This is a genomic window from Streptomyces sp. SP17BM10 (assembly GCF_036322405.1).
In the GTDB taxonomy this organism is placed as follows: domain Bacteria; phylum Actinomycetota; class Actinomycetes; order Streptomycetales; family Streptomycetaceae; genus Kitasatospora.
This window is the reverse complement of sequence record NZ_JAQYXB010000675.1, coordinates 35,189-53,090: the sequence shown is the minus strand read 5'-3', so window position 1 is coordinate 53,090 and position 17,902 is coordinate 35,189. Positions and strand designations below refer to the sequence as shown.

The following is a 17,902-nucleotide window of genomic DNA, read 5'->3' as shown; positions in this document are numbered from 1 at the left end:
CGCGCCGAAGCCGGTGATGGCCAGGGCCGTGGTGACGGTTGCGTCCTCATGGTGCGTCGGTGTCGGAAGCCGGGCGATGCGGTCGGTCCGGGCCGACCGTCGCCGGCGCGTCGCGCTTCGCCCGGTCCTCGTGCGGTCGGGGGGAGCCGTCCATCGAGGGCAGGGGACGGCCGTGGTCCGTGTGCTCGTGCCCGTGCCGGCCGCGCATCGCGACGGCCCAGCGCTTCCGTCTGGCGCTCACCACTGCCTCCGTAGGTCGGGGCGGACGCCCGGGGCCCGCCGTCCCGCGCGGGTACCCGCATCGGGTGGGGGCGATCCGGCCGGGCTGCCCGTGTGTCCGGGAGGGGCGGGCGGCCGTGATCAGCCTTCGGAGGGGGCCGGCGTGGCGGAAGCGGGTCCCCGCCGTCCGTCGGCGGGCGAGTGGAGGAGGGTGGCGAGGAGTTCGGCGACGGTGGGGCCGGCGTCGGCGGGGTGGCGCAGCTGTTTGGTGACGATGACGCTGTAGTGGTTGGTGCGGCCGCGGCGTTCGTGGCTGAGGTAGCCGGCCTGTTCGAGGTCGGTGATGATGCGCTGGACGGCGCGTTCGGTGAGCAGGCAGCGGGTGGCGATGTCGCGTACGCGGATGCCGGGGTCGCGGGCGATCTGGACCAGGACGCGGGCGTGGTTGGTCAGGAAGGTCCAGTGCCGCTCGGTGACCGCGTCGTTGTCCATGCCTCCACCATAGGACGTGTGTTTCACGGCTGCCGAAGCACGACAGGGAATTCGTGCATTGGTTGACAGGCCGGGCAATCGGGCGAACAGTGGAGGAACAGCTGCCGTACCGCTTCGTGGCGGATCCGTGCGGCGTCTCCCGAGGAGAGGATCCGTGCTGCCCTGCCTGAAATCGGAGACCGTCCGGATCGGTGACGCGCTGGTGTGCTCCTTCGCCGGGGACATGATCCTGGACGGCGACCAGGTCGCCGCCCGGGTCCTGGACGCCGCGTTCGACGAGCGCCCGGCCCTGGTCGCCGTCGACCTCGCCGGCGTGGAGCTGTTCACCTCCACCGGCCTCAACCTGCTCCTGATCGCCCGCCGGCGCGCCGTGGCGGAGCACGTCCCCTTCGTGCTGGTCGCCCCTTCCGAGCGGACGCTGCGGGTGCTGGAACTCACCGACACCACGGGCCTGTTCTCCGTCTACGCCACCGCGGAGGACGCCCTGCGGCACCATCCGAGGCACGTGCCGCCCATGTGAGCGCGTGGTCCCGGCCTCATCGGGTAGCAGTCCGGGTTCGGGAGGAGACCACCGAAGCCACCTGGGCCCGACACGCGCAGTACAACCGCTCCCGTGCCCGTCCGCCTGGCCGGGCCGGTGGAGTCCCGGCCAGGGGCGACGCGCTCGTGGTGGTGGTGGGCGGCATCGCCGAGGACGTCGGGGACGTCGGGATCGAGTCAGGGGAGCGACAGCGGATCGGCGATCAGCGGCTCGTGGCCGGGGTCGACGCCGACCACGCGGCCGGTCAGCAGCCAGGGCCCCCGCTCCGGGTGGCGGCAGCCCCGGGTGGGTGCACCACACCCACGCCCCGACCCACGGGGTGGGTCTAGCGTGGCGGCCATGGAGAGCAACAACGAGCTCGGTGAATACCTGCGTGCTCGCCGCGCGACGATCACGCCGCGGGACGTCGGGGTGTTCGACGGCGGGGGCCGGCGGGTGCCGGGGCTGCGGCGGGACGAGGTGGCGCTGCTGGCCGGGGTGAGCACGGACTACTACATCCGCCTGGAGCAGGGGCGTGAGCGGAACCCGTCCGAGCAGGTGCTCCGGGCCATCGCTGCGGCACTGCGGCTGGACGGTGCCGCGACGGGCCACCTGTTCCGGCTCGGCCTGCCCGTCTTCGCCACGGCGGCCGCGGCACCCACCGTCGCCCCGGAACTGGTGCGGCTGATGGACGGTCTGCGCGACGTGCCGGCCTTCGTGGTCGGCGCGGCGCAGGACGTACTGGCCGCCAATGCGATGGCGTCCGAGCTGTACCGCGGGTTCGCCCGGTACGACAACCTGCTGCGAATGATCTTCCTCGATCCGTTCGCGCGGGAGTTCTACGTCGACTGGGACAAGGCGGCGCGCATCGCGGTGGGCAACTTGCGGGCGTCCTCCTCGCAGTTCCCCGACGACGAGCGGATCGAACGGATCGTCGGCGAGCTCGGCGTGCGCAGTCCCGCCTTCACCGGGCTGTGGGCACGTTACGAGGTCCGTCCCCGCACGCAGGAGGACAAGCGCTTCCGGCACTCCCGCGTGGGTGAGGTGCGGCTGCACTTCGAGTCGCTGGCCGTCACCAGCGCCCCGGGGCAGCACCTGTCCGTCTACAGCGCGGAACCCGGCAGCGCCGACGCCGATGCCCTGGTCCTGCTCCGGCGACTGGCAGAACAGGGCTCGGCTCCCGCCGTTCAGGACACCACCGCCGAAAAGGAGGGCGTCCGGTCATGACCGCCGCCCTGTCCGGTACCACCGGCACCTTCAAGATCGCCGGCAAGGAAGTCAGCCGTCTCGGCTTCGGCGCCATGCGGCTGACCGGGCTCGGTGTGTGGGGCGAGCCCGACGACCGCGACGAATGCGTCCGCGTGGTGCGCCGGGCCGTCGAACTCGGCGTGCAGCTGATCGACACCGCGGACTCCTACGGTCCCCACGTCAGCGAGGAGATCATCCGGGAGGCGATCCACCCCTACCCCGACGACGTGCTCATCGCGACGAAGGCCGGACTGACCCGCAACGGCCCGGACACGATCAGGACCGGCGACGGGCTGGTGCGCGTGGGCCCCGCGGCGTGGCCACCGGTCGGCCGCCCCGAGTACCTGCGCCAGCAGGCCCTGATGAGCCTTCGTCGGCTCGGCCTGGACCACATCGACCTGTTCCAGCTGCACCGCGTCGATCCCCGTGTCCCGCTGGAGGACCAGGTCGGCGAGCTGAAGAGGCTCCAGGACGAGGGCAAGATCGTCGCGATCGGCCTGTCCCAGGTCACCGTCGACCAGATCGAGCACGCGCGCACGATCGCGGAGATCGCCACCGTCCAGAACCGCTACAACCTGACCGACCGCAGCTCTGCCGACGTCCTGGACCACTGCACCCGCCACAGCATCGGCTTCATCCCCTGGGCGCCGGTGGCCGCAGGTGAGCTCGCCCGCCCCGGCGGCCCCCTCGACCGGATCGCGACCGCCCACGGCGCCCGCCCGTCCCAGGTGGCACTGGCCTGGCTGCTCGCCCGCTCCGAGGTCGTGCTGCCCATCCCCGGCACCTCGAAGGTCGCGCACCTGGAGGAGAACCTGGCCGCGGCAGCGCTGCGCCTGGGCGGCACGGAACTCGACGAACTCACCGACACCGCGTGACCCGCACCCCCGCGGGACCGACCGCTGCTCCTCACGCGGGCCGGCCCCGCCCCATCCACTCACCGAAGAAGGCACCTCAACCCATGCTGCTCCCGTTCACCGAGGCAGGCCGGGGACGGCCCGTCGTCCTGCTGCACGCCCGGCCCACCGACCGCACCATGTGGGGCGCCCACCTCCCGCTGCTCGCCGAGGCGGGCGTGCGGGCCATCGCCCCCGACCTGCCCGGCCACGGCGACGCGACCGTGCCCGACCGCCGCGAGGTGGCCCCCTGGTCGGACGTGCTCGACACGCTCGACCACCTCGGCGTCGACCGCTTCGTGCTCGCCGGGAACTCACTGGGCGCCCTGGTGGCACTCCAGGCCGCCGTGACGGCACCCGCGCGGGTGGCGGGCCTGGTACTGGTCGGGTACCGGCCCCACGACCAGCCCGCCTCCTCACGTCTGGACGCCGCCTGGGAGGCCGAACGGACGGCACTGGCTGCCGGAGACCTGGACGCCGCAGTGAAGGCCGGCGTCGAGGCATGGACCTCGGCCGGGGCCACCGAGGAGGTACGCACCCACGCCGCCCGCATGCTCCACCGCCGGCTGACCGAACAACTCGCCCACGGCGAACCGCCGCAGGCGGCAGATCCCCTCGGCACGGGCCGGGCGGCGCTGCGCCCGCTCAGGGGTGTGCCCGCTCTGGTCGGCGTTGGCGAGCACGACATGCCCGACTTCCACGAGGGCGGCGAGGGCCTGGCCCGCGACCTCTGTGCGGGTCGGACCGTCGTCATCCCCGGTGCCGGACATCTCGCGCCGCTGGAACAGCCCGCGGCGTTCTGCGCCCTGCTGCTGGACTTCGTCCGCGGTCTCCCGCAGCAGGCGTCGCCCGCGGGCAGGTAGGACCCGGCGCCGGCCGTCGATGTCACCTGCCGGCTCCGACCGGATGCCCGCATCGGCGCCGCGACCGCAGCAGCCCCTCGTCAGTCGGCCACACCTGATCGACCGGGTGTTCCCGGCGGTGAGAGGTCGGTTTCGGGCCGACAGTTCCGGGCAGCCGCTCGCTACTGCGCCGCCATCCGGTGGGCGGGAAGCCGCTAGAGGAGGACTGTGATGGGACACGGAGGAAACGTCATCGCGGAGCTGATGACCGATCACCGGGAAGTCGAGGAGATGTTCGACAAGATCCAGGCGCTCCCGCCGGGGGACGAGCGGCGCCGGGCGGTCGTGGACGAGTTCACCATCGAGCTCGTGCGGCACTCGGTGGCCGAGGAGGAGTACCTGTACCCGGCGGTGCGCGAACACGTGCCCGGCGGCGACGCCCTGGCGGACAAGGAGCTCGCCGACCACGCCGCCGTCGAGCGGATGCTGAAGGAACTGGAGGGCATGGAGCCCACGGATCCCCGGTTCGACGCCCTGGTCGACCGGGTCGTCTCCGAGGTGAAGCAGCACGTGGCCGACGAGGAGCGGAACCTCTTCCCCGCGCTCGGCGACGTCTGCTCGCCGGACGAGCTCGACGCCCTCGGCGACCGGATCCGGCGGGCGAAGAAACTCGCCCCGACCCGGCCGCACCCCTCCGCCCCGGACACCCCGCCCGGCAACAAGCTGCTCGCACCCGGCGCCGGCCTCGTCGACCGCGCCCGGGACCTCGTCAGCGGCCGCGGCCGGTCCTGAACCACCCCGGCGGGCCCGCGCGCCGCGGGCCCGCCGACCCGGCCGACCGGAGCGGGCGGAGGACGACCTCGGGTCGGCCCCCGGTCGCGGTCGTCGACGTGCCGGTACGCCTCGGGCCCCTGTCGAGGGGCAGTTGGCGGGGGAGAGGATGGGGGCGCGAGCCCTTCAGCCCGTGGAGGCGTGCAGCAGGACGCCGGCGGCGTAGGTGATCGCCATGGCCAGCGCGCCGCCGGCGACGTTGCGCACGACGGCCGGGCGGACGGGCGCGTTTCCCAGCCGGGCGGAGCCCCAGCCGCACGCCGCGAGCGCGGTCAGCACGGCGACGACCGTCACGAGGACCCGCAGGTCGGCCGGCGGAAGCACGATGGCCAGCAGCGGCAGCACCGCGCCGACCGTGAAGGCCGTGAAGCTGGCCCAGGCGGCGTGCCAGGGGTTGGTGAGCTCCTCCGGGTCGATGCCCAGTTCGGCTTCGGCGTGTGCGGCCAGCGGGTCGTGCGCCGTGAGCTCCACGGCGACCTGGCGTGCCAGCCGCGGCGTCAGTCCCTTGGCGACGTACAGGTCCGTCAGCTCGTCGAGCTCCGCCTCGGGCGTCGCGGCCAGCTCGCGGCGCTCCACCGCGAGCGCCGCCCGCTCGGAATCGCGCTGCGTGCTGACGGACACGTACTCCCCGGTGGCCATCGACAGGGACCCGGCGAGCAGACCGGCCAGTCCGGCGGTGAGCAGCTCCGTGGAGGTGGCGTTCGCACCCGCCACCCCCACGACGAGACCGGCGGTCGACACCACCCCGTCGTTGGCTCCCAGGACACCGGCGCGGAGCCAGTTCAGCCTGCTGCCCAGGCCACCCGCCGCGTGCGGCTCGTCGGGATGACCTCCGGAGCCCTGACGGTCCTGCCGAGCGTCGCCGGCACTGCTCATGCCCACCTGCCTTCCCAGCCGGTTCCGCGCGGATCAGCGGCCGAGCGCGTTGGCCAGCTCCTTCTTGTTCATGGTCGAACGGCCGTGGATGTTGCGCTTCTTGGCCTCGTTGTACAGCTGCTCCTTGGTCGGACCCTGGGAGCCTGAGTGCGATCGCTGGCCGCCGCGCCGGGAGGAGGACATGTCGTGGGTGGAGGAGCGGCTGGCCGTCTTCGACTCGCCGTGCCGGGCCCGTTCCTTGTTCACGGTCCGCGCGGCGATCTCCTTGGCCCGCTTCTCGCTCTCGCCCCGGTCCAGGGCGCTGTCCTTGATGTGCTCGTACTGGCGTTCACGCTTCTTGCTCGAACCGGCGGGCATGACGTTCCTCCTTCATGGTGGGGACGTATGGGCGTCTACCCCGAACTTAGGGCTCAATCCGCGGGGGTGCCCGGGCGGACTGAGCCGCTCGGAGGGTCCGGCTCCACGCCGGCCCTGGCGCGCGTGGCTGCGGCCCGGATGATGACCGGTGGGCCGACTTCGGCGCCTCGGCCCGCCCCCGCCCTGCGCGGGCCCTGCCGGCGGGGCTCAGCGGTCGTCGTCAGCCAGGTAGGTGCGGTAGGCGGCCGCCCACCTTCTCCAGGTACCGCAGCGCCCCGGCGCGTTCCTGTGCGTCCGGGGCCTGGGCCGCGTGGTGCAGCAGACCGAGCAGGGGTGCCAGTTCGGCCATCACGTGGTCGAAGCCGCCGGGCGTGACGTCGAGGACCTGCCGGCGGCCGTCGCGGGGGCCGGGGTGGCAAGTGGCGGCCGGGGCCCGCCTGGTGGCGGGCCCCGGCCTGGTGACGCCGGGCGTGGGTCAGGAGGCGGGCATCAGGACGGTATCGACGATGTAGACGGTGGCGTTGGCGGTCCGGACATTGCCGCACAGCACCTTGGCGGTGCCGTCGACGGTGAAGCCGGGGGTGGCGCCCGTGACTGTGAGGTTGCCGGTCTCCAGGGTCTTGTGGGCGCCGGTGAGGGCGGTGGGGGTCAGCCGCTGGGGGACGACGTGGTACGTGAGGATCTTGGTGAGCTTGTCCTTGTCGGCGAGGACGGCGTCCAGGGTGGACTTGGGGATCTTGCTGAAGGCGTCGTCGGTGGGCGCGAACACGGTGATGTTCCGAGCCGAGTTGAGGGTGTCGACGAGGCCGGCCCGCTTGACGGCGGTGACGAGGGTGGACAGCAGCGGGTTGTTGGAGGCGGCGGTGGCGACCGGGTCCTTGGCCATGCCCGCGAAGGAGCCGGCGCCGTCCTCGGGCACGGCCGCGCAGGCGGTGCCGAACGGCTGGTCGTCCCCGGCAGGGCCGGACGCGGCACTGCCGGCGGTCGTGCTGCCGGGAGCCGTGGACGGCACCGCGGCGGGGGCCTTGGAGGCGGCCGAGGAGCCGGATCCGCCGCTGCTGCAGGCACCGAGACTCACGGCGAGTGCGGTGGCGGTCAGGACGGCGGCGACGGTGTTGCGGCGGCGGGTGGCGGCGGACATGGGTCGGATCTCCTTGTGAGGTGGTGACGGCCGGGCCGGCGGCCCGGTCGCGGTGGGTGCGGAATGGCTTTTCAGGTGACCGTGACGACGGTGCTGTGCCAGCCGGTGGCGCCGGCGGGGTAGGGGGCAGCACGGTTCTCGGTCTGGACGGTGCCGGCGGCGTCGGTGGCCCGGACCTCGATCCGGTGAGTGCCGGGGGTGGCGCTGGTCCAGGTGTGGGTCCACTGCCGCCACAGGTCGGGCCCGGGGTCGGCGGTGAGCAGGGCTTCCTGCCAGGGGCCGCCGTCGACGCGGACCTCGACGGCGGCGATGCCGCGGTGGGTCGCCCATGCGGTGCCGGCCACGGTCACCTCCCCGGCGGGGACCCGGGCGAACGGAGCCGGGACCTCGATGCGCGAGGCGGTGCGGACCGTGCCGGTGCGGTCCCAGCCGCGGCGCACCCAGTACGGGTCGAACGCGGCGAACGTGGTGACGTCCAGGTCGACGAGCCACTTGGTGGCGGAGGTGTAGCCGTAGAAGCCGGGGACGACGCTGCGGCAGGGGAAGCCGTGGGCGACGGGCAGGGCCTCGCCGTTCATGGCGACGGCCAGCAGCGCGCGGCGTCCGTCGAGCACGGCTTCCAGTGGGGTGCCGAGGGTCATGCCGTCCTGCGACCGGCCGACGAGTTGGTCCGCCCCGGGGCGCACGCCCGCCCGGCGCAGCAGGGCGGGGAGGGAGGCGCCGAGCCAGCGGGTGGTGCCGACGTAGGGGCCGCCGACCTCGTCGGAGACGCAGGACAGGGTGTGGTCGAGCTCCTCCAGCGGTTCGCGCAGCAGATCGTCGAACGTGATGAGGAGGGGGTGGTCGACCATGCCGCGGATGCGCAGGCTCCAGCGCCGCGGGTCGATGCGGGGCAGGGAGAGGGCGGTGTCCACGCGGTAGAAGTCGGCGGCTGGGGTGACGAACGGGGACAGGCCCGGGACGTCGGGGTGCAGGGCGGCGGCCAGGGGCGGCAGTGGCCGGGCGGCCGGGGGAAGGCGGACGGCGTCGCGGGCGGCGCCGACGTCGTAGAGGCGGTCCGACAACGTGCGGCCGCTGATGCCGGCGAGCGCACCGACGGCGATCGTCCCGCCGGTGGCGGCGAGGACGGCCCGGCGGGAGGGACCGCCGTCGCGTCCGGCGGGGTGCTCGCCTGGCTCGTCCCCGCTCACCGGGTGTTCCGGCGTCACATCGGGGGACGCGATCGTGGGGGAAGCCGCCGGTGTGGCGGCGCGCAGGACCCGGGCGAGGACGAGGACGGTCGCCGTGGCGGCCAGGCCGGAGGCCAGCGCGGGTGCGGCGTCCGCGGCAGCGGCTCCGGGCCGGGACAGCGCGGCCCAGGCGGCGAGCAGCCCGAAGGCCGCGAAGACGCCCGCACCGAGCATGGGGCGGCGCGCGGCCAGCACTCCGGCGAACGCGGCGAGCAGCGCCGTCGTCAGGTAGATGCCGCCGAGCAGCGCCGGCTTGTCTTCGGTGCCGAACGTGCGGACGGCGTACTCCTTCAACGGTGTGGGCGTCAGGTCGATCGCCGCCGCGCCGACCACGACGACCGGCGTGGTGCCGGGGCCGGTGAAGGCGGCGACCAGTTCACCGGTTCCGAGCGCGGCCGCCGCTGCGGCCCACCCGATCACCGCCGCCGCGCCCGCCCGAAGGAGCCGTCCGTTGCGTTGCCCGGTACGGGGTGGGGGAGGGATCGCGTCGTTGCTCACGTCCCGGATTCGGCGCATCCGGTGGGCCGGATGGGTGCGAGTTCTTCTTTCGCCCTCCGGACCGTGTCCGGTGCGGTCACTGGTCACAGGCCCCTCTCAGCAGAGGTGACGGAGCGTTCGAGCGGAGCAGGCCGCTCGGTGGTCCCCCGGCGGACCGGTACCGGAGTGGTCGTACCGTGCCCGGTCGTGGTCCGCGTCGCGGAGCCGGAACTCCGCTGGTCGGTTCGGGCGCGGTCCCGGGGTGGGCGGACAAGGCGGGGGCCCCGCAGAATCGTCTGCGGGGCCCCGGGGACGGGTGACCAGGGGTCAGCCGAGGTTGAGCGGGACGGAGAGCGCACTGTGGGCCGTCCATGGGGCGGCGTGCAGCATGGCGTCCTCGTACCGGCCGAAGTCGGCGAGGCGGTGGGCGACGACGTGGGCGAGCGCCCGTTCGGCCTCGGGGCGGGTTGCGGCGAAGCGCCGCGGGCCGCCCCGGCCGACGAAGGCTGCGTCCCCGTCGCATTCCCAGCGCGGTGCCGCAGCGTCCGAGCGCCGACCGCCGGCACGCCGGCGTGCGGGCCCCGGTGAAAACGCTGCACGAACGGTTCGACTGAGCTTCCGGCGCGCCTCGCCCCACCATGGAGACATGGCTCCCCGGAGCCCGGCTCCGGTCCGTGCCCAGGAACTTCCCAACCGCGGGAGGACATCATGACCATCGACCAGCGGATCCCCGCCCACGAGCGCCCCGTGCCCACGAGCCCCCCAACCGAGACACCCGAGTGCGAGGCGTCGACGTGCTCGGGCATCTCGACCCCTGAGTCGGTCGAACTGCACACGGCCTGGCCCGGTTGGATCCCCCTGCTGGTGATCGCCGTCATGGTGGTGTGCTGCGTGGGGTTCGCCGTCGGGCGGATCGCCGGGTGGTGACCGCCTGGGACGGCTCCGCCACCGGGCCCGAGGACGCCCCTGGCCGGCAGCTCACTGGCGTTCACCGAGGGCCGGACGGGCGTCGACCAGATCCTCGCGCGGCGCCCCGGCGGCCCGGCACCCGCCGCGGATCCGGGCCGGCCGCCCATGGGGCGGTGAAGGATCACGGGCGAACGGCGTAAAAGCCGGGATGCCCGACATGGCCGGGGCGGTGCGGGGCAGGAGCCGGGTGAACGCGAGGCCTGTTCCGCTGATCCGGAGGCGTGGATGACCGTGTCGATGGTGCTGATGCTGGTTCCGCTCGTGCTCGCGGTGGTGCTGAGCGCGAGGACGCCGTCCGCCCGCCGCGGCCGCCGCGCGCGGGCGACCGGGGCGCGCGCCGAGGGTGTGCAACGGCGGCGCCACGCCCGGGTCTGACCCCGGGCGCGGACAGCGCGCATGGGACGTCGCCCGTCGGGCAGGCGGGACGAACACGTGGTGCGATCGCACCGCCACGACGGGCGGAGGAAGAGATGGCCCACCTGTCGCACTAGGCGCAGGAGTTCGCGGGCAAGGCGAAGGAGAAGACCGGCGACCTGACCGGCGATCAGGAACGCAAGGGCGAAGGTCGGGCCGACCAGGCCGAGTCCAAGGTCAAGCAGGCCGAGGGCGACGTCCAGGACGCGGTCCACGGCGCCGCCGACCGCCTGAAGGGCGCGCTGAAGCGCGACGACTGAGCACGGCGGCGCCTGAGGACCGTCGTCCGCGGCGACCTCGGGCGCCGGGGCCGCTCGGGCGGGCTCAGGTGAGCTCGACGACGAGCGAGCCGTAGGAGGGGATCATCACCTTCCGGGCGTAGCTGCGCGAGACGATCCGGTACGGGCGCCCCGTCGCGCGGACCGCCTCGACCATGCGGGCGATCTCGGCGCGGGCGACGGGCGCGCCCAGGCACAGGTGGCGGCCGGCGCCGAACCAGAGCTGGCGCGAGCGCGGGTCGTAGGGGCGGGCCAGGTCGAAGCCGCCGGCCAGGTTGTCGGCCGCGTAGGTGACGAGGAGGATCCGCTCGTCCTTGCGCAGCCGGCGGCCGGCCACGGTGACGTCCGCGCTGACGTGTCGTCCGATCACCGGCGCGGGCGTGGTCACCCGGAGCCCCTCGCGGACCGCGTCGGGGACCAGCCCGGCGTCGGCGAGCAGTGCTTCCTGCTGCCCGGTGTCGTGGATCAGTGCGAGGGTGCGGGCCATCGCGCTGGCGGCGGTCTCGGTGCCCGCGACGAGCAGCAGTGAGGCGAGCCCGCCGGCTTCCTCCAGCGTGATCCCGGCCTCGCGGCAGCGGCCGAGCAGGGTGTCGGGGTCGGCACTCGCGTACGCCTCCGGGACGCCACTGGTCAGGGACGTGACGATCTCCTTGGCCGCTGCGATCCGCTCCGGCGCCAGCTCGGTCGAGGCGGCCGTGTCGAGCGCCAGGGAGGCCAGCCGCTCGCCGGCGGCGAAGGTGTCCAGGTACGTCGAGTCGGGGCTGTCCGGCGGGAGTCGCAGACCGAGCAGGTCGGCCATCAGCCGGCCGACGACGAGCCGGGCGGCTGCCGCCACGTCGACCCGCTCCCCGGCGGCGAGGCGCGCCGTGACGTCGGCGTAGACCGGTCCGGCGGCCCGTTCGACCAGGGCGGCGGAGTTGTCCTCGGTGAACAGGTCCCGGGCGCGGCGGCGCAGGTCCGCGTGGCCGGCGCCGTCGAAGAGCCGGGTGACGTACGGTCCGAGGATCTGCTCCCACAGGTGGCCCACGCCGCCCTCGCCGAGCAGGGTGAAGTGTTCGTGGTCGTTGAGCACGGCCCGGATCAGGGTGGGTTCGCTCGCCACCCAGCCCAGCCGGGGCAGCCGTCGGATCGGTCCGAAGGGCCGGGCCATGGTGATCCGGGTCAGCGTCCACAGGGCGGGCCGGCTGGCCCACAGCAGTCTGCTCTCGTGCCGTTCCGCCGTCGTCGCGCCCATCGTCGCCCCGCCCCCTGCTGCCTCGATCGTCCGTGCGGGGAACCGTACCGCGACGGGCGGCGTCGGGGTTCATCGTATGATCGGGCGGCTCGGGGGAGGCTTGAGCACCGTGTCGGAGGGCAGAGGGCAGTTGGTCGGGCAAGGCGGCGGGGCGCGCGCGGTGATCGCCGCGGTGGCGGTGCACCTGCCGGAGGAATCGCTCACCTCGCGCGAGGTGGAGCGGAAGATCGCCGACAGTGGCCCCTACCGGCCGCGTCCCGGGCTGATCGAGGCGGTCACCGGAATCGCCGCGCGGCACGTCGCCCCCGAGGACTGGCAGGCCTCCGACCTGGCCGCGGCGGCCGCCCGGAAGCTGCTGGCCAACGCCGGCCTCGCCGCGTGCGACGTCGACCTGCTGATCTTCGCCAGCGCCTCGCAGGACATGGTCGAGCCCGCCACCGCGCACATCCTGGCGGCGAAGATCGGGGCGCGCTGCCCGGTGTTCGACGTGAAGAACGCCTGCAACAGCGTGCTCAACGGGATCCAGGTCGCCGAGGCGCTGATCGCCGCCGGGCAGTACCGCAGGATCCTGGTCTGCACCGGCGAGCTGCCGTCGCGCGCGATCCGCTGGTCGGTGCGGGACCGGACCCAGTTCGCCGAGTCGTTCCCCGGCTACACCCTGTCCGACAGCGGCGCGGCCGTGCTGCTGGAGGCGGGGCAGGCGCCGGCCGGGATCTTCCACCGGGCCTTCACCGCGGACTCCACGGCCTGGGAGGTCGGCACCCTGCCCGGCGGCGGCACCGCGCACCCGCGGGACCCGGACGCCGGCTACTTCCGGATGGACGGCGCACGGCTGCACGCGGCCTTCGAGGCGCTCGGCCCCGAGCTCATCCACCGCGCGCTGGCCGAACACGGCCTGACCTGGGCGGACTTCGCGATGGTGGCGGTGCACCAGGTGACCGTGCCGCTGCTGGACGCGTTCCTGCGCCGCACCGGCCTGACCGCCGGGGCGCTGGTGCCGGTGCTGCCCGGGCACGGCAACCTCGCCTCGGCCTCGCTGCCGTTCCAGCTCGCCCGGGCGCTGGAGCAGGGCCGCTGCGGGCCCGGCGACCGGGTGGCGCTGATCGGACTGGCCGGCGGGGTCTCGCTCGGCGTCGTCCTCGCGCAGCTGTGAGCCCGGTGGTGGCGGTCAACGGCTCGATCGTGGGCTCGGTCGCGGGCTCGATTGTGAGGGAACACCAGTGACCGACCTGTGGGTGGTCGTCCCGGCCTACAACGAGGAGGTCTCGCTGCCGGCCACGCTGCGCGCGCTGGCGCAGCAGACCGACGCGGACTTCGAGTGCGTGGTGGTGGACAACGCCTCGACCGACCGGACCGCCGACGTGGTCCGGGAGTTCGCGGCCACCGCGGGCTTCCCCCTGCACCTGATCACCGAGGCGCGCAAGGGCACCGGCGCCGCGGCCGACACCGGCATGCGGTTCGCGATCGACGCCGGCGCCCGGTACCTGGCCCGCACCGACGCCGACTGCCTCCCGGTGCCCGGCTGGACGGCCGCCGCGCGCCGCGGCCTGACCGGCGGGCTGGAACTGGTCACCGGTCAACTGCTGCCCCGCACCGACGAGTTCCGGCTCAAGCTGTGGGAGAGCCGGCTGCTGCCGGCGGTGGTCGCGCTGGCGGCCTGGTTCGGCAGGTTCCGGCCCGGCAACCGCGACCCGCAGTACCTCGGCCCGTACCTGATGTGCCCCGGCTGCAACCTGGCCATCACCGCCGACCTCTACCGGCGCAGCGGGGGCTTCCCGCGCACCGCGATCGAGGAGCTGCACGAGGACCGCGCCCTGGTGAACCAGGTGCGCAGGCTCACCGCCGCCTACGGGCAGGTCCCGGGGATGCGGGTGCACGGCTCGGTCCGGCGGCTGCGCGCGTTCGGGCTGCGCAACACGCTCGCCTGGTACGCGGACCACCGGTACCGGCCCGAGGTGGTCGACATCCGTTGAAGCGCCGGGAACACGTCTGGGAGCGACGGGTGCAGCTGGCCGCCCACCCGTTCGCGTACCCGTTCATCGCGGCCGTGGCCAGGCGCGGACCCGCCGTGCGGGTGCCCGGGGTCGGGATCGTGGTCGGCGATCCGGAGCTGGCCCGGCAGGTGCTCCTCGACCACGAGGGGTTCCGCAAGGACGGCCCCGGGTCCTCGGGCGCGCTGTGGACGCCGGTGCTGGGGCCGTCCGTGCTGCTGAACATGGAGGGCGAGGAGCACCGGAGCCTGCGGACCGCGCTGACCGGCCTCTTCACCCGGGCCCAGGCCACGGAGCTGTGCACCCGCGTGCTCGGACCGGTGCTGGACGAGGCCACCGACCGGCTGGACGCGGGCGAGGCCGTCGACCTGGTCGCTCTGACCAGGACCGCGGCCGGCACGGTCATCGGCGAGCTGCTGGGGGTGACCGACGCCGCGGGCGCGGAGGTGTTCGAGCGGGGCGAGCGGATCGTGCGGATGGTCGGACTGCGGACCAGGGAACTGACCCCGCGGCAGGTCGCCAGGGCGAAGGCGGTGCTGGCCGGCCTGGTGACGGCGGCGGGCGAGGCGTACGACCGCGCGGAGCCGGGCTCGATGATGGCCCGGCTGCGCGGCCACGGGCTCGACCGCGAGCAGGCGCTCGGGCTGGCGGCGGCGTTCCTGCTCACCGGGACGGAGACGGTCGCGACGACCGTGCCGCGGATCTTCGCGATCTGGCACGACGCCGGGCTGCTGCCCACGCTGCGGGCGGACCTGGAGGAGGACGGCGCGGCCTTCGACGCGGCGATCGACGAGGCGATGCGGGTGATCACCCCGAGCCCGGCGATGCTGCGCCGGGCGGCGCGGCCGGGCCGGCTCGGCGCGACGCGGGTGCGGGAGGGGGACCGCGTGGTCATCGCCACCGCGCGGTGCGACGCGGCCGCGGGGCCGTTCGACCCGGGGGCGGCCTCGGGCCGGTGCCCGGCGCACGATCCCAAGCGCCTGTGGTTCGGGGCCGGGCCGCACTACTGCATCGGTGCGCCGCTCGCGCTGGCCGAGATCAGGGTTCTCCTGCAGGCGCTGCTGACGGCAGGGGCGGATCGCGTCGTGCGGCGACGGGTCAAACGGCGGGTGCTGATCCCGACGTACGCGCGCCTGGAGGTGGCGGCTCACCGGGAGCCTTCGAACCACGCAACGCTGGAGGTGGCCGCCTCATGAGCGGCACGTCGAACCCCGCAGGCGCCGGACTGGCCGGACGGATCGCGGACCACGCCCGCCGGACGCCCGACGCCGTCGCCCTGCTCGACACGCACGGCGCGCTCACCTACGCCGAGCTCGCCCGGCGCATCGCCGCCACCGCGAGCGGGCTGCGGGCCGTCGGCATGTCCGCCGGTGACACGGTGCTCTTCGCCGTCCGCCCCGGCCGGGACGCCCTGGTGCTCGGCCTGGCCGTCATGACGGTGGGCGCCGCCGTGGTGGTGGCCGACCCGGGTGCGGGCGCCGAACTCGACGCCGCGCGCGGACGCCTCGTCACCGAGCGCCTCGCCGCACCGCGCTGGCTGGCCGCCGAATCCTGGCTCTGCGCGCTCTCCGCCCGCCCAGCGGGCCGCGCACTGCTGCGTCGCGTCGGGCTGAACCTGCCGGCGCTCTTCGACCCGACCCTGCGGCTGCTCCACACCGGCCCGCGCCTGCCGGGCCTGCCCCAGGACGCGCTCCGCGCCGCCACCCTCGCGCGCACCGCGTCGGAGCCGACGGGTTCGGAGCCGACGGGTTCGGTGCCGACGGGTCAGGCCGGCCCGGACCGCCCGGCCCTCGTCGTGTTCACCTCCGGCACCACCGCCCGCCCCCGCGCGGTGGTGCACAGCCAGGCCACGCTGCTCGCCGGCGCCGACCTGCTCGGCGAGAGCCTGGGCCTGCTCACCGCCCCCGGTCCGGTCGTCGTGCACTCCGAGCAGCTGATGATCGCCTTCGCCTTCCTCGCCGCCGGTGCCACCTGGTCGGCGGCACCACTCCCCGTCCGTCCGAAGCGCTTCCTGCGCGACCTGCGCCGCCGCCGGGCCACCCACACCTTCGGCACCCCGGCCTCCCTGGCCCGCCTGCTCGCGGCCGGCCGACTGCCCGACACCCTCGGCACCGTGCTGCTCGGAGCCGCGCCGGTACCACCCCCGATCCTGCGCCGCCTGCGGACCGCGCTCCCCCTGGCCCGGATCGCCGTGATCTACGGCGCGACCGAGATGCTGCCGATCGCCGTGACCGAGGCCGAGGCGAAGCTCGACCACGCACCCCACGGCGACCTGGCCGGCCACCCCCTGCCCGGCGTCACGGCACGCCTCAACGACGAGGGCGAACTCCTGGTGCGCAGCCCCCACCTGGCGATCGGCTACCTCGGTGACGGACCGATCGGCGAGCTCAACACCGGCGACCGGGCCCGGATCGACGCCGAGGGCCGGATCGTCCTGCTCGGCCGGACCAAGGACATGCTGATCCGTGGCTCCTTCAACCTCTACCCGGGCCTGTACGAACCGGCGATCGCCGCCCTCCCCGGCATCGCCGAGGCCGTCATCGTCGGCGTCCCCGACCCGCTGACCGCCGACGAGAGGGTGGTGCTGGCCGTGTGCCCGGACGGCTCGCTCCCGGAACCGGAGCTGCTCCGCTCGCTGCACCGCGCGCTGCCCCGCACGATCGACCACGCGGCACTGCCGGACCGGATCCACTGCCTCCCGGCGATCCCCCGCCGGGGACGGACCGAGAAGCCCGACCGGGACCGACTCCGCGCGCTGGTCGCGAAGGAGGCGCCGTGATCATCGTCGTCACCGGCGCCAGCGGCTTCGTCGGCAGCGCCGTGTGCCGCGCGGCGCGGGCCGCCGGGCACCAGGTGCTGGCCCTGGGCCGGCGCCGAACCGTCCCCGCCGACCTGATCGCCGGCGCGCCCTACCTCTCCTGGGACCTGGCGGACCCCGAGGCCCGGCCGGCGCTTCCCGCGCCGTTCACGCACCCCGACGCGGTGATCCACTGCGCGGGCCTGGCCACCGACTGGGCCCGTCCCGAGGCGTTCCACCGCGGCAACGTCCTGGCCACCAGGGGCGCGCTGGCCGCGTTCCCCGAGACGGCGCGCTTCGTGCACCTGTCGACCGCGAGCGTCTACGACCCGCGCCGCCCGACCGTCATGGCCCGGGAGGACGAGGCCGACGCGGTCCGCCACACCGACGCCTACGGGCGCTCCAAGGCACTGGCGGAGGCGTCGGTGCGCCAGGCCCGCCCCGACGCGGTGATCCTGCGACCGCACGCCGTCTACGGCCCCGGGGACACCACGCTCCTGCCGCGCGTCCTCCAGGCGGTGCGCCGAACCCCTTGCGGGCCAAGGCTGTTCGCGATCGGCGACGGCAGGCAGCGGCTGAGCCTGACCAGCGTGGCGAACCTGGTCGACGCCTGCCTGCTCGCCGCCGGCGGCCGCGCCTGCGGCACCTTCAACATCACCGACCGGGAACCGGTCGTCCTGGACGACGTGCTCCGCCAGGTCATGGCCGCCCACGGCCTCCCGCCCACACCCGTCTACCTGCCGCTCGCCGTCGCCCTCCCCGCGGCCCGCACCGCCGAACTCCTGGCCCGGACCACCCTCCCCCCGCCTCCGGCCGGGGGGACCTCCATCACCCGCCGTCCCCGCCTGACCGTCTACGCCGTCCGCCACCTGGCCCACGAACGCACCCTGGACCTCACGGCCGCCCGCACCCACCTGGCCTACCAGCCGCAGCCGACGGACCTGGAGCCCGCCCTGAGGCGGAACTGACGGCGCGATGCGCGGGGCCCCGGGACTCGGCGCCGGAGCACCTGCGCCGCGCCAAAGCCACGGTTGCGGAACGACCGCCCGCAGCCGAACGGGCCGACCGCCCGGACGTCCGGGCGATGCTCCCGT

20 protein-coding genes and 1 pseudogene are annotated in these 17,902 nt (G+C 74.7%); 13 read left to right on the top strand and 8 right to left on the bottom strand.

Features of this window, described 5'->3' with window-relative positions; genetic code table 11:
• Positions 1–46 precede the first annotated feature (46 nt).
• Together PUR71_RS35945 and PUR71_RS35940 are read right to left on the bottom strand one after the other, a co-directional pair.
• On the bottom strand, positions 47–241 hold the full coding sequence (locus PUR71_RS35945; RefSeq protein WP_329931438.1) for a hypothetical protein: 195 nt from the start codon (positions 239–241) through the stop codon (positions 47–49).
• A gap of 119 nt (positions 242–360) precedes the next feature.
• Positions 361–711 (bottom strand): helix-turn-helix transcriptional regulator, encoded by a 351-nt coding sequence (locus tag PUR71_RS35940; protein ID WP_329931437.1) that lies wholly within the window; start codon positions 709–711, stop codon positions 361–363.
• Between the two features lie 154 nt (positions 712–865).
• Here PUR71_RS35940 and PUR71_RS35935 point away from each other — a divergent pair, with 154 nt between their 5' ends.
• From PUR71_RS35935 to PUR71_RS35915, 5 genes are all read left to right on the top strand, one after another.
• Positions 866–1,231: an STAS domain-containing protein gene (locus tag PUR71_RS35935; RefSeq protein ID WP_329931436.1), complete on the top strand. Its 366-nt coding sequence runs from the start codon at positions 866–868 to the stop codon at positions 1,229–1,231.
• Between the two features lie 360 nt (positions 1,232–1,591).
• Positions 1,592–2,458, top strand: coding sequence for a helix-turn-helix domain-containing protein (locus PUR71_RS35930; protein ID WP_329931435.1), 867 nt, complete (start codon positions 1,592–1,594; stop codon positions 2,456–2,458).
• Entirely contained in the window at positions 2,455–3,354 is a 900-nt protein-coding gene (locus PUR71_RS35925) for an aldo/keto reductase (protein ID WP_329931434.1), read from the top strand. Before PUR71_RS35930 ends, PUR71_RS35925 begins: the two co-directional genes overlap by 4 nt.
• A gap of 83 nt (positions 3,355–3,437) precedes the next feature.
• Positions 3,438–4,235, top strand: a complete 798-nt coding sequence (locus PUR71_RS35920) for an alpha/beta fold hydrolase (RefSeq protein WP_329931433.1) — start codon at positions 3,438–3,440, stop codon at positions 4,233–4,235.
• A 210-nt stretch (positions 4,236–4,445) separates the two neighbouring features.
• Positions 4,446–5,006, top strand: coding sequence for a hemerythrin domain-containing protein (locus PUR71_RS35915; RefSeq protein ID WP_329931432.1), 561 nt, complete (start codon positions 4,446–4,448; stop codon positions 5,004–5,006).
• Between the two features lie 165 nt (positions 5,007–5,171).
• Here the strand turns inward: PUR71_RS35915 and PUR71_RS35910 are convergent, their stop codons facing one another.
• From PUR71_RS35910 to PUR71_RS35890, 5 genes are all read right to left on the bottom strand, one after another.
• Positions 5,172–5,921 carry a VIT1/CCC1 transporter family protein gene (locus PUR71_RS35910; protein WP_329931431.1) on the bottom strand — a complete coding sequence of 250 codons (750 nt, stop codon included), beginning with the start codon at positions 5,919–5,921 and terminating at the stop codon, positions 5,172–5,174.
• Between the two features lie 33 nt (positions 5,922–5,954).
• A complete protein-coding gene (locus PUR71_RS35905; protein ID WP_329931430.1) occupies positions 5,955–6,278 on the bottom strand; it encodes a plasmid stabilization protein in 324 nt (107 codons plus the stop codon).
• Positions 6,279–6,498: 220 nt separating this feature from the next.
• Positions 6,499–6,627, bottom strand: coding sequence for a hypothetical protein (locus PUR71_RS35900; protein WP_329931429.1), 129 nt, complete (start codon positions 6,625–6,627; stop codon positions 6,499–6,501).
• A 126-nt stretch (positions 6,628–6,753) separates the two neighbouring features.
• The gene (locus PUR71_RS35895) at positions 6,754–7,419 is read right to left on the bottom strand and encodes a fasciclin domain-containing protein (protein WP_329931428.1); all 666 of its coding nucleotides are present in this window, start codon (positions 7,417–7,419) and stop codon (positions 6,754–6,756) included.
• Between the two features lie 71 nt (positions 7,420–7,490).
• Positions 7,491–9,146 (bottom strand): molybdopterin-dependent oxidoreductase, encoded by a 1,656-nt coding sequence (locus PUR71_RS35890; RefSeq protein WP_329931427.1) that lies wholly within the window; start codon positions 9,144–9,146, stop codon positions 7,491–7,493.
• Between the two features lie 687 nt (positions 9,147–9,833).
• On the opposite strand from PUR71_RS35890, the gene PUR71_RS35880 reads away from it, so the two are divergent.
• The 3 genes and pseudogenes from PUR71_RS35880 to PUR71_RS35870 all read left to right on the top strand — a co-directional run.
• Positions 9,834–10,052: a DUF6480 family protein gene (locus tag PUR71_RS35880; protein ID WP_329931426.1), complete on the top strand. Its 219-nt coding sequence runs from the start codon at positions 9,834–9,836 to the stop codon at positions 10,050–10,052.
• A 267-nt stretch (positions 10,053–10,319) separates the two neighbouring features.
• On the top strand, positions 10,320–10,469 hold the full coding sequence (locus PUR71_RS35875; RefSeq protein WP_329931425.1) for a hypothetical protein: 150 nt from the start codon (positions 10,320–10,322) through the stop codon (positions 10,467–10,469).
• Positions 10,470–10,597: 128 nt separating this feature from the next.
• Positions 10,598–10,768: pseudogene (locus PUR71_RS35870) on the top strand (CsbD family protein); the annotation flags it as partial.
• Between the two features lie 64 nt (positions 10,769–10,832).
• Here the strand turns inward: PUR71_RS35870 and PUR71_RS35865 are convergent.
• Positions 10,833–12,020: a cytochrome P450 gene (locus tag PUR71_RS35865; RefSeq protein WP_329931424.1), complete on the bottom strand. Its 1,188-nt coding sequence runs from the start codon at positions 12,018–12,020 to the stop codon at positions 10,833–10,835.
• Positions 12,021–12,129: 109 nt separating this feature from the next.
• On the opposite strand from PUR71_RS35865, the gene PUR71_RS35860 reads away from it, so the two are divergent.
• The 5 genes from PUR71_RS35860 to PUR71_RS35840 all read left to right on the top strand — a co-directional run bounded on the left by PUR71_RS35860 (position 12,130) and on the right by PUR71_RS35840 (position 17,776).
• The gene (locus tag PUR71_RS35860) at positions 12,130–13,173 is read left to right on the top strand and encodes a 3-oxoacyl-ACP synthase III family protein (protein WP_329931423.1); all 1,044 of its coding nucleotides are present in this window, start codon (positions 12,130–12,132) and stop codon (positions 13,171–13,173) included.
• Positions 13,174–13,240: 67 nt separating this feature from the next.
• Positions 13,241–13,993: a glycosyltransferase family 2 protein gene (locus tag PUR71_RS35855; RefSeq protein WP_329931422.1), complete on the top strand. Its 753-nt coding sequence runs from the start codon at positions 13,241–13,243 to the stop codon at positions 13,991–13,993.
• Complete coding sequence (locus PUR71_RS35850; RefSeq protein ID WP_329931421.1) at positions 13,990–15,207, top strand: cytochrome P450; 1,218 nt, start codon at positions 13,990–13,992, stop codon at positions 15,205–15,207. The genes PUR71_RS35855 and PUR71_RS35850 overlap by 4 nt, the downstream gene beginning before the upstream one ends.
• A complete protein-coding gene (locus PUR71_RS35845; protein ID WP_329931420.1) occupies positions 15,204–16,790 on the top strand; it encodes a class I adenylate-forming enzyme family protein in 1,587 nt (528 codons plus the stop codon). The genes PUR71_RS35850 and PUR71_RS35845 overlap by 4 nt, the downstream gene beginning before the upstream one ends.
• On the top strand, positions 16,787–17,776 hold the full coding sequence (locus tag PUR71_RS35840; RefSeq protein WP_329931419.1) for an NAD-dependent epimerase/dehydratase family protein: 990 nt from the start codon (positions 16,787–16,789) through the stop codon (positions 17,774–17,776). The genes PUR71_RS35845 and PUR71_RS35840 overlap by 4 nt, the downstream gene beginning before the upstream one ends.
• The last annotated feature ends 126 nt before the right edge of the window (positions 17,777–17,902 follow it).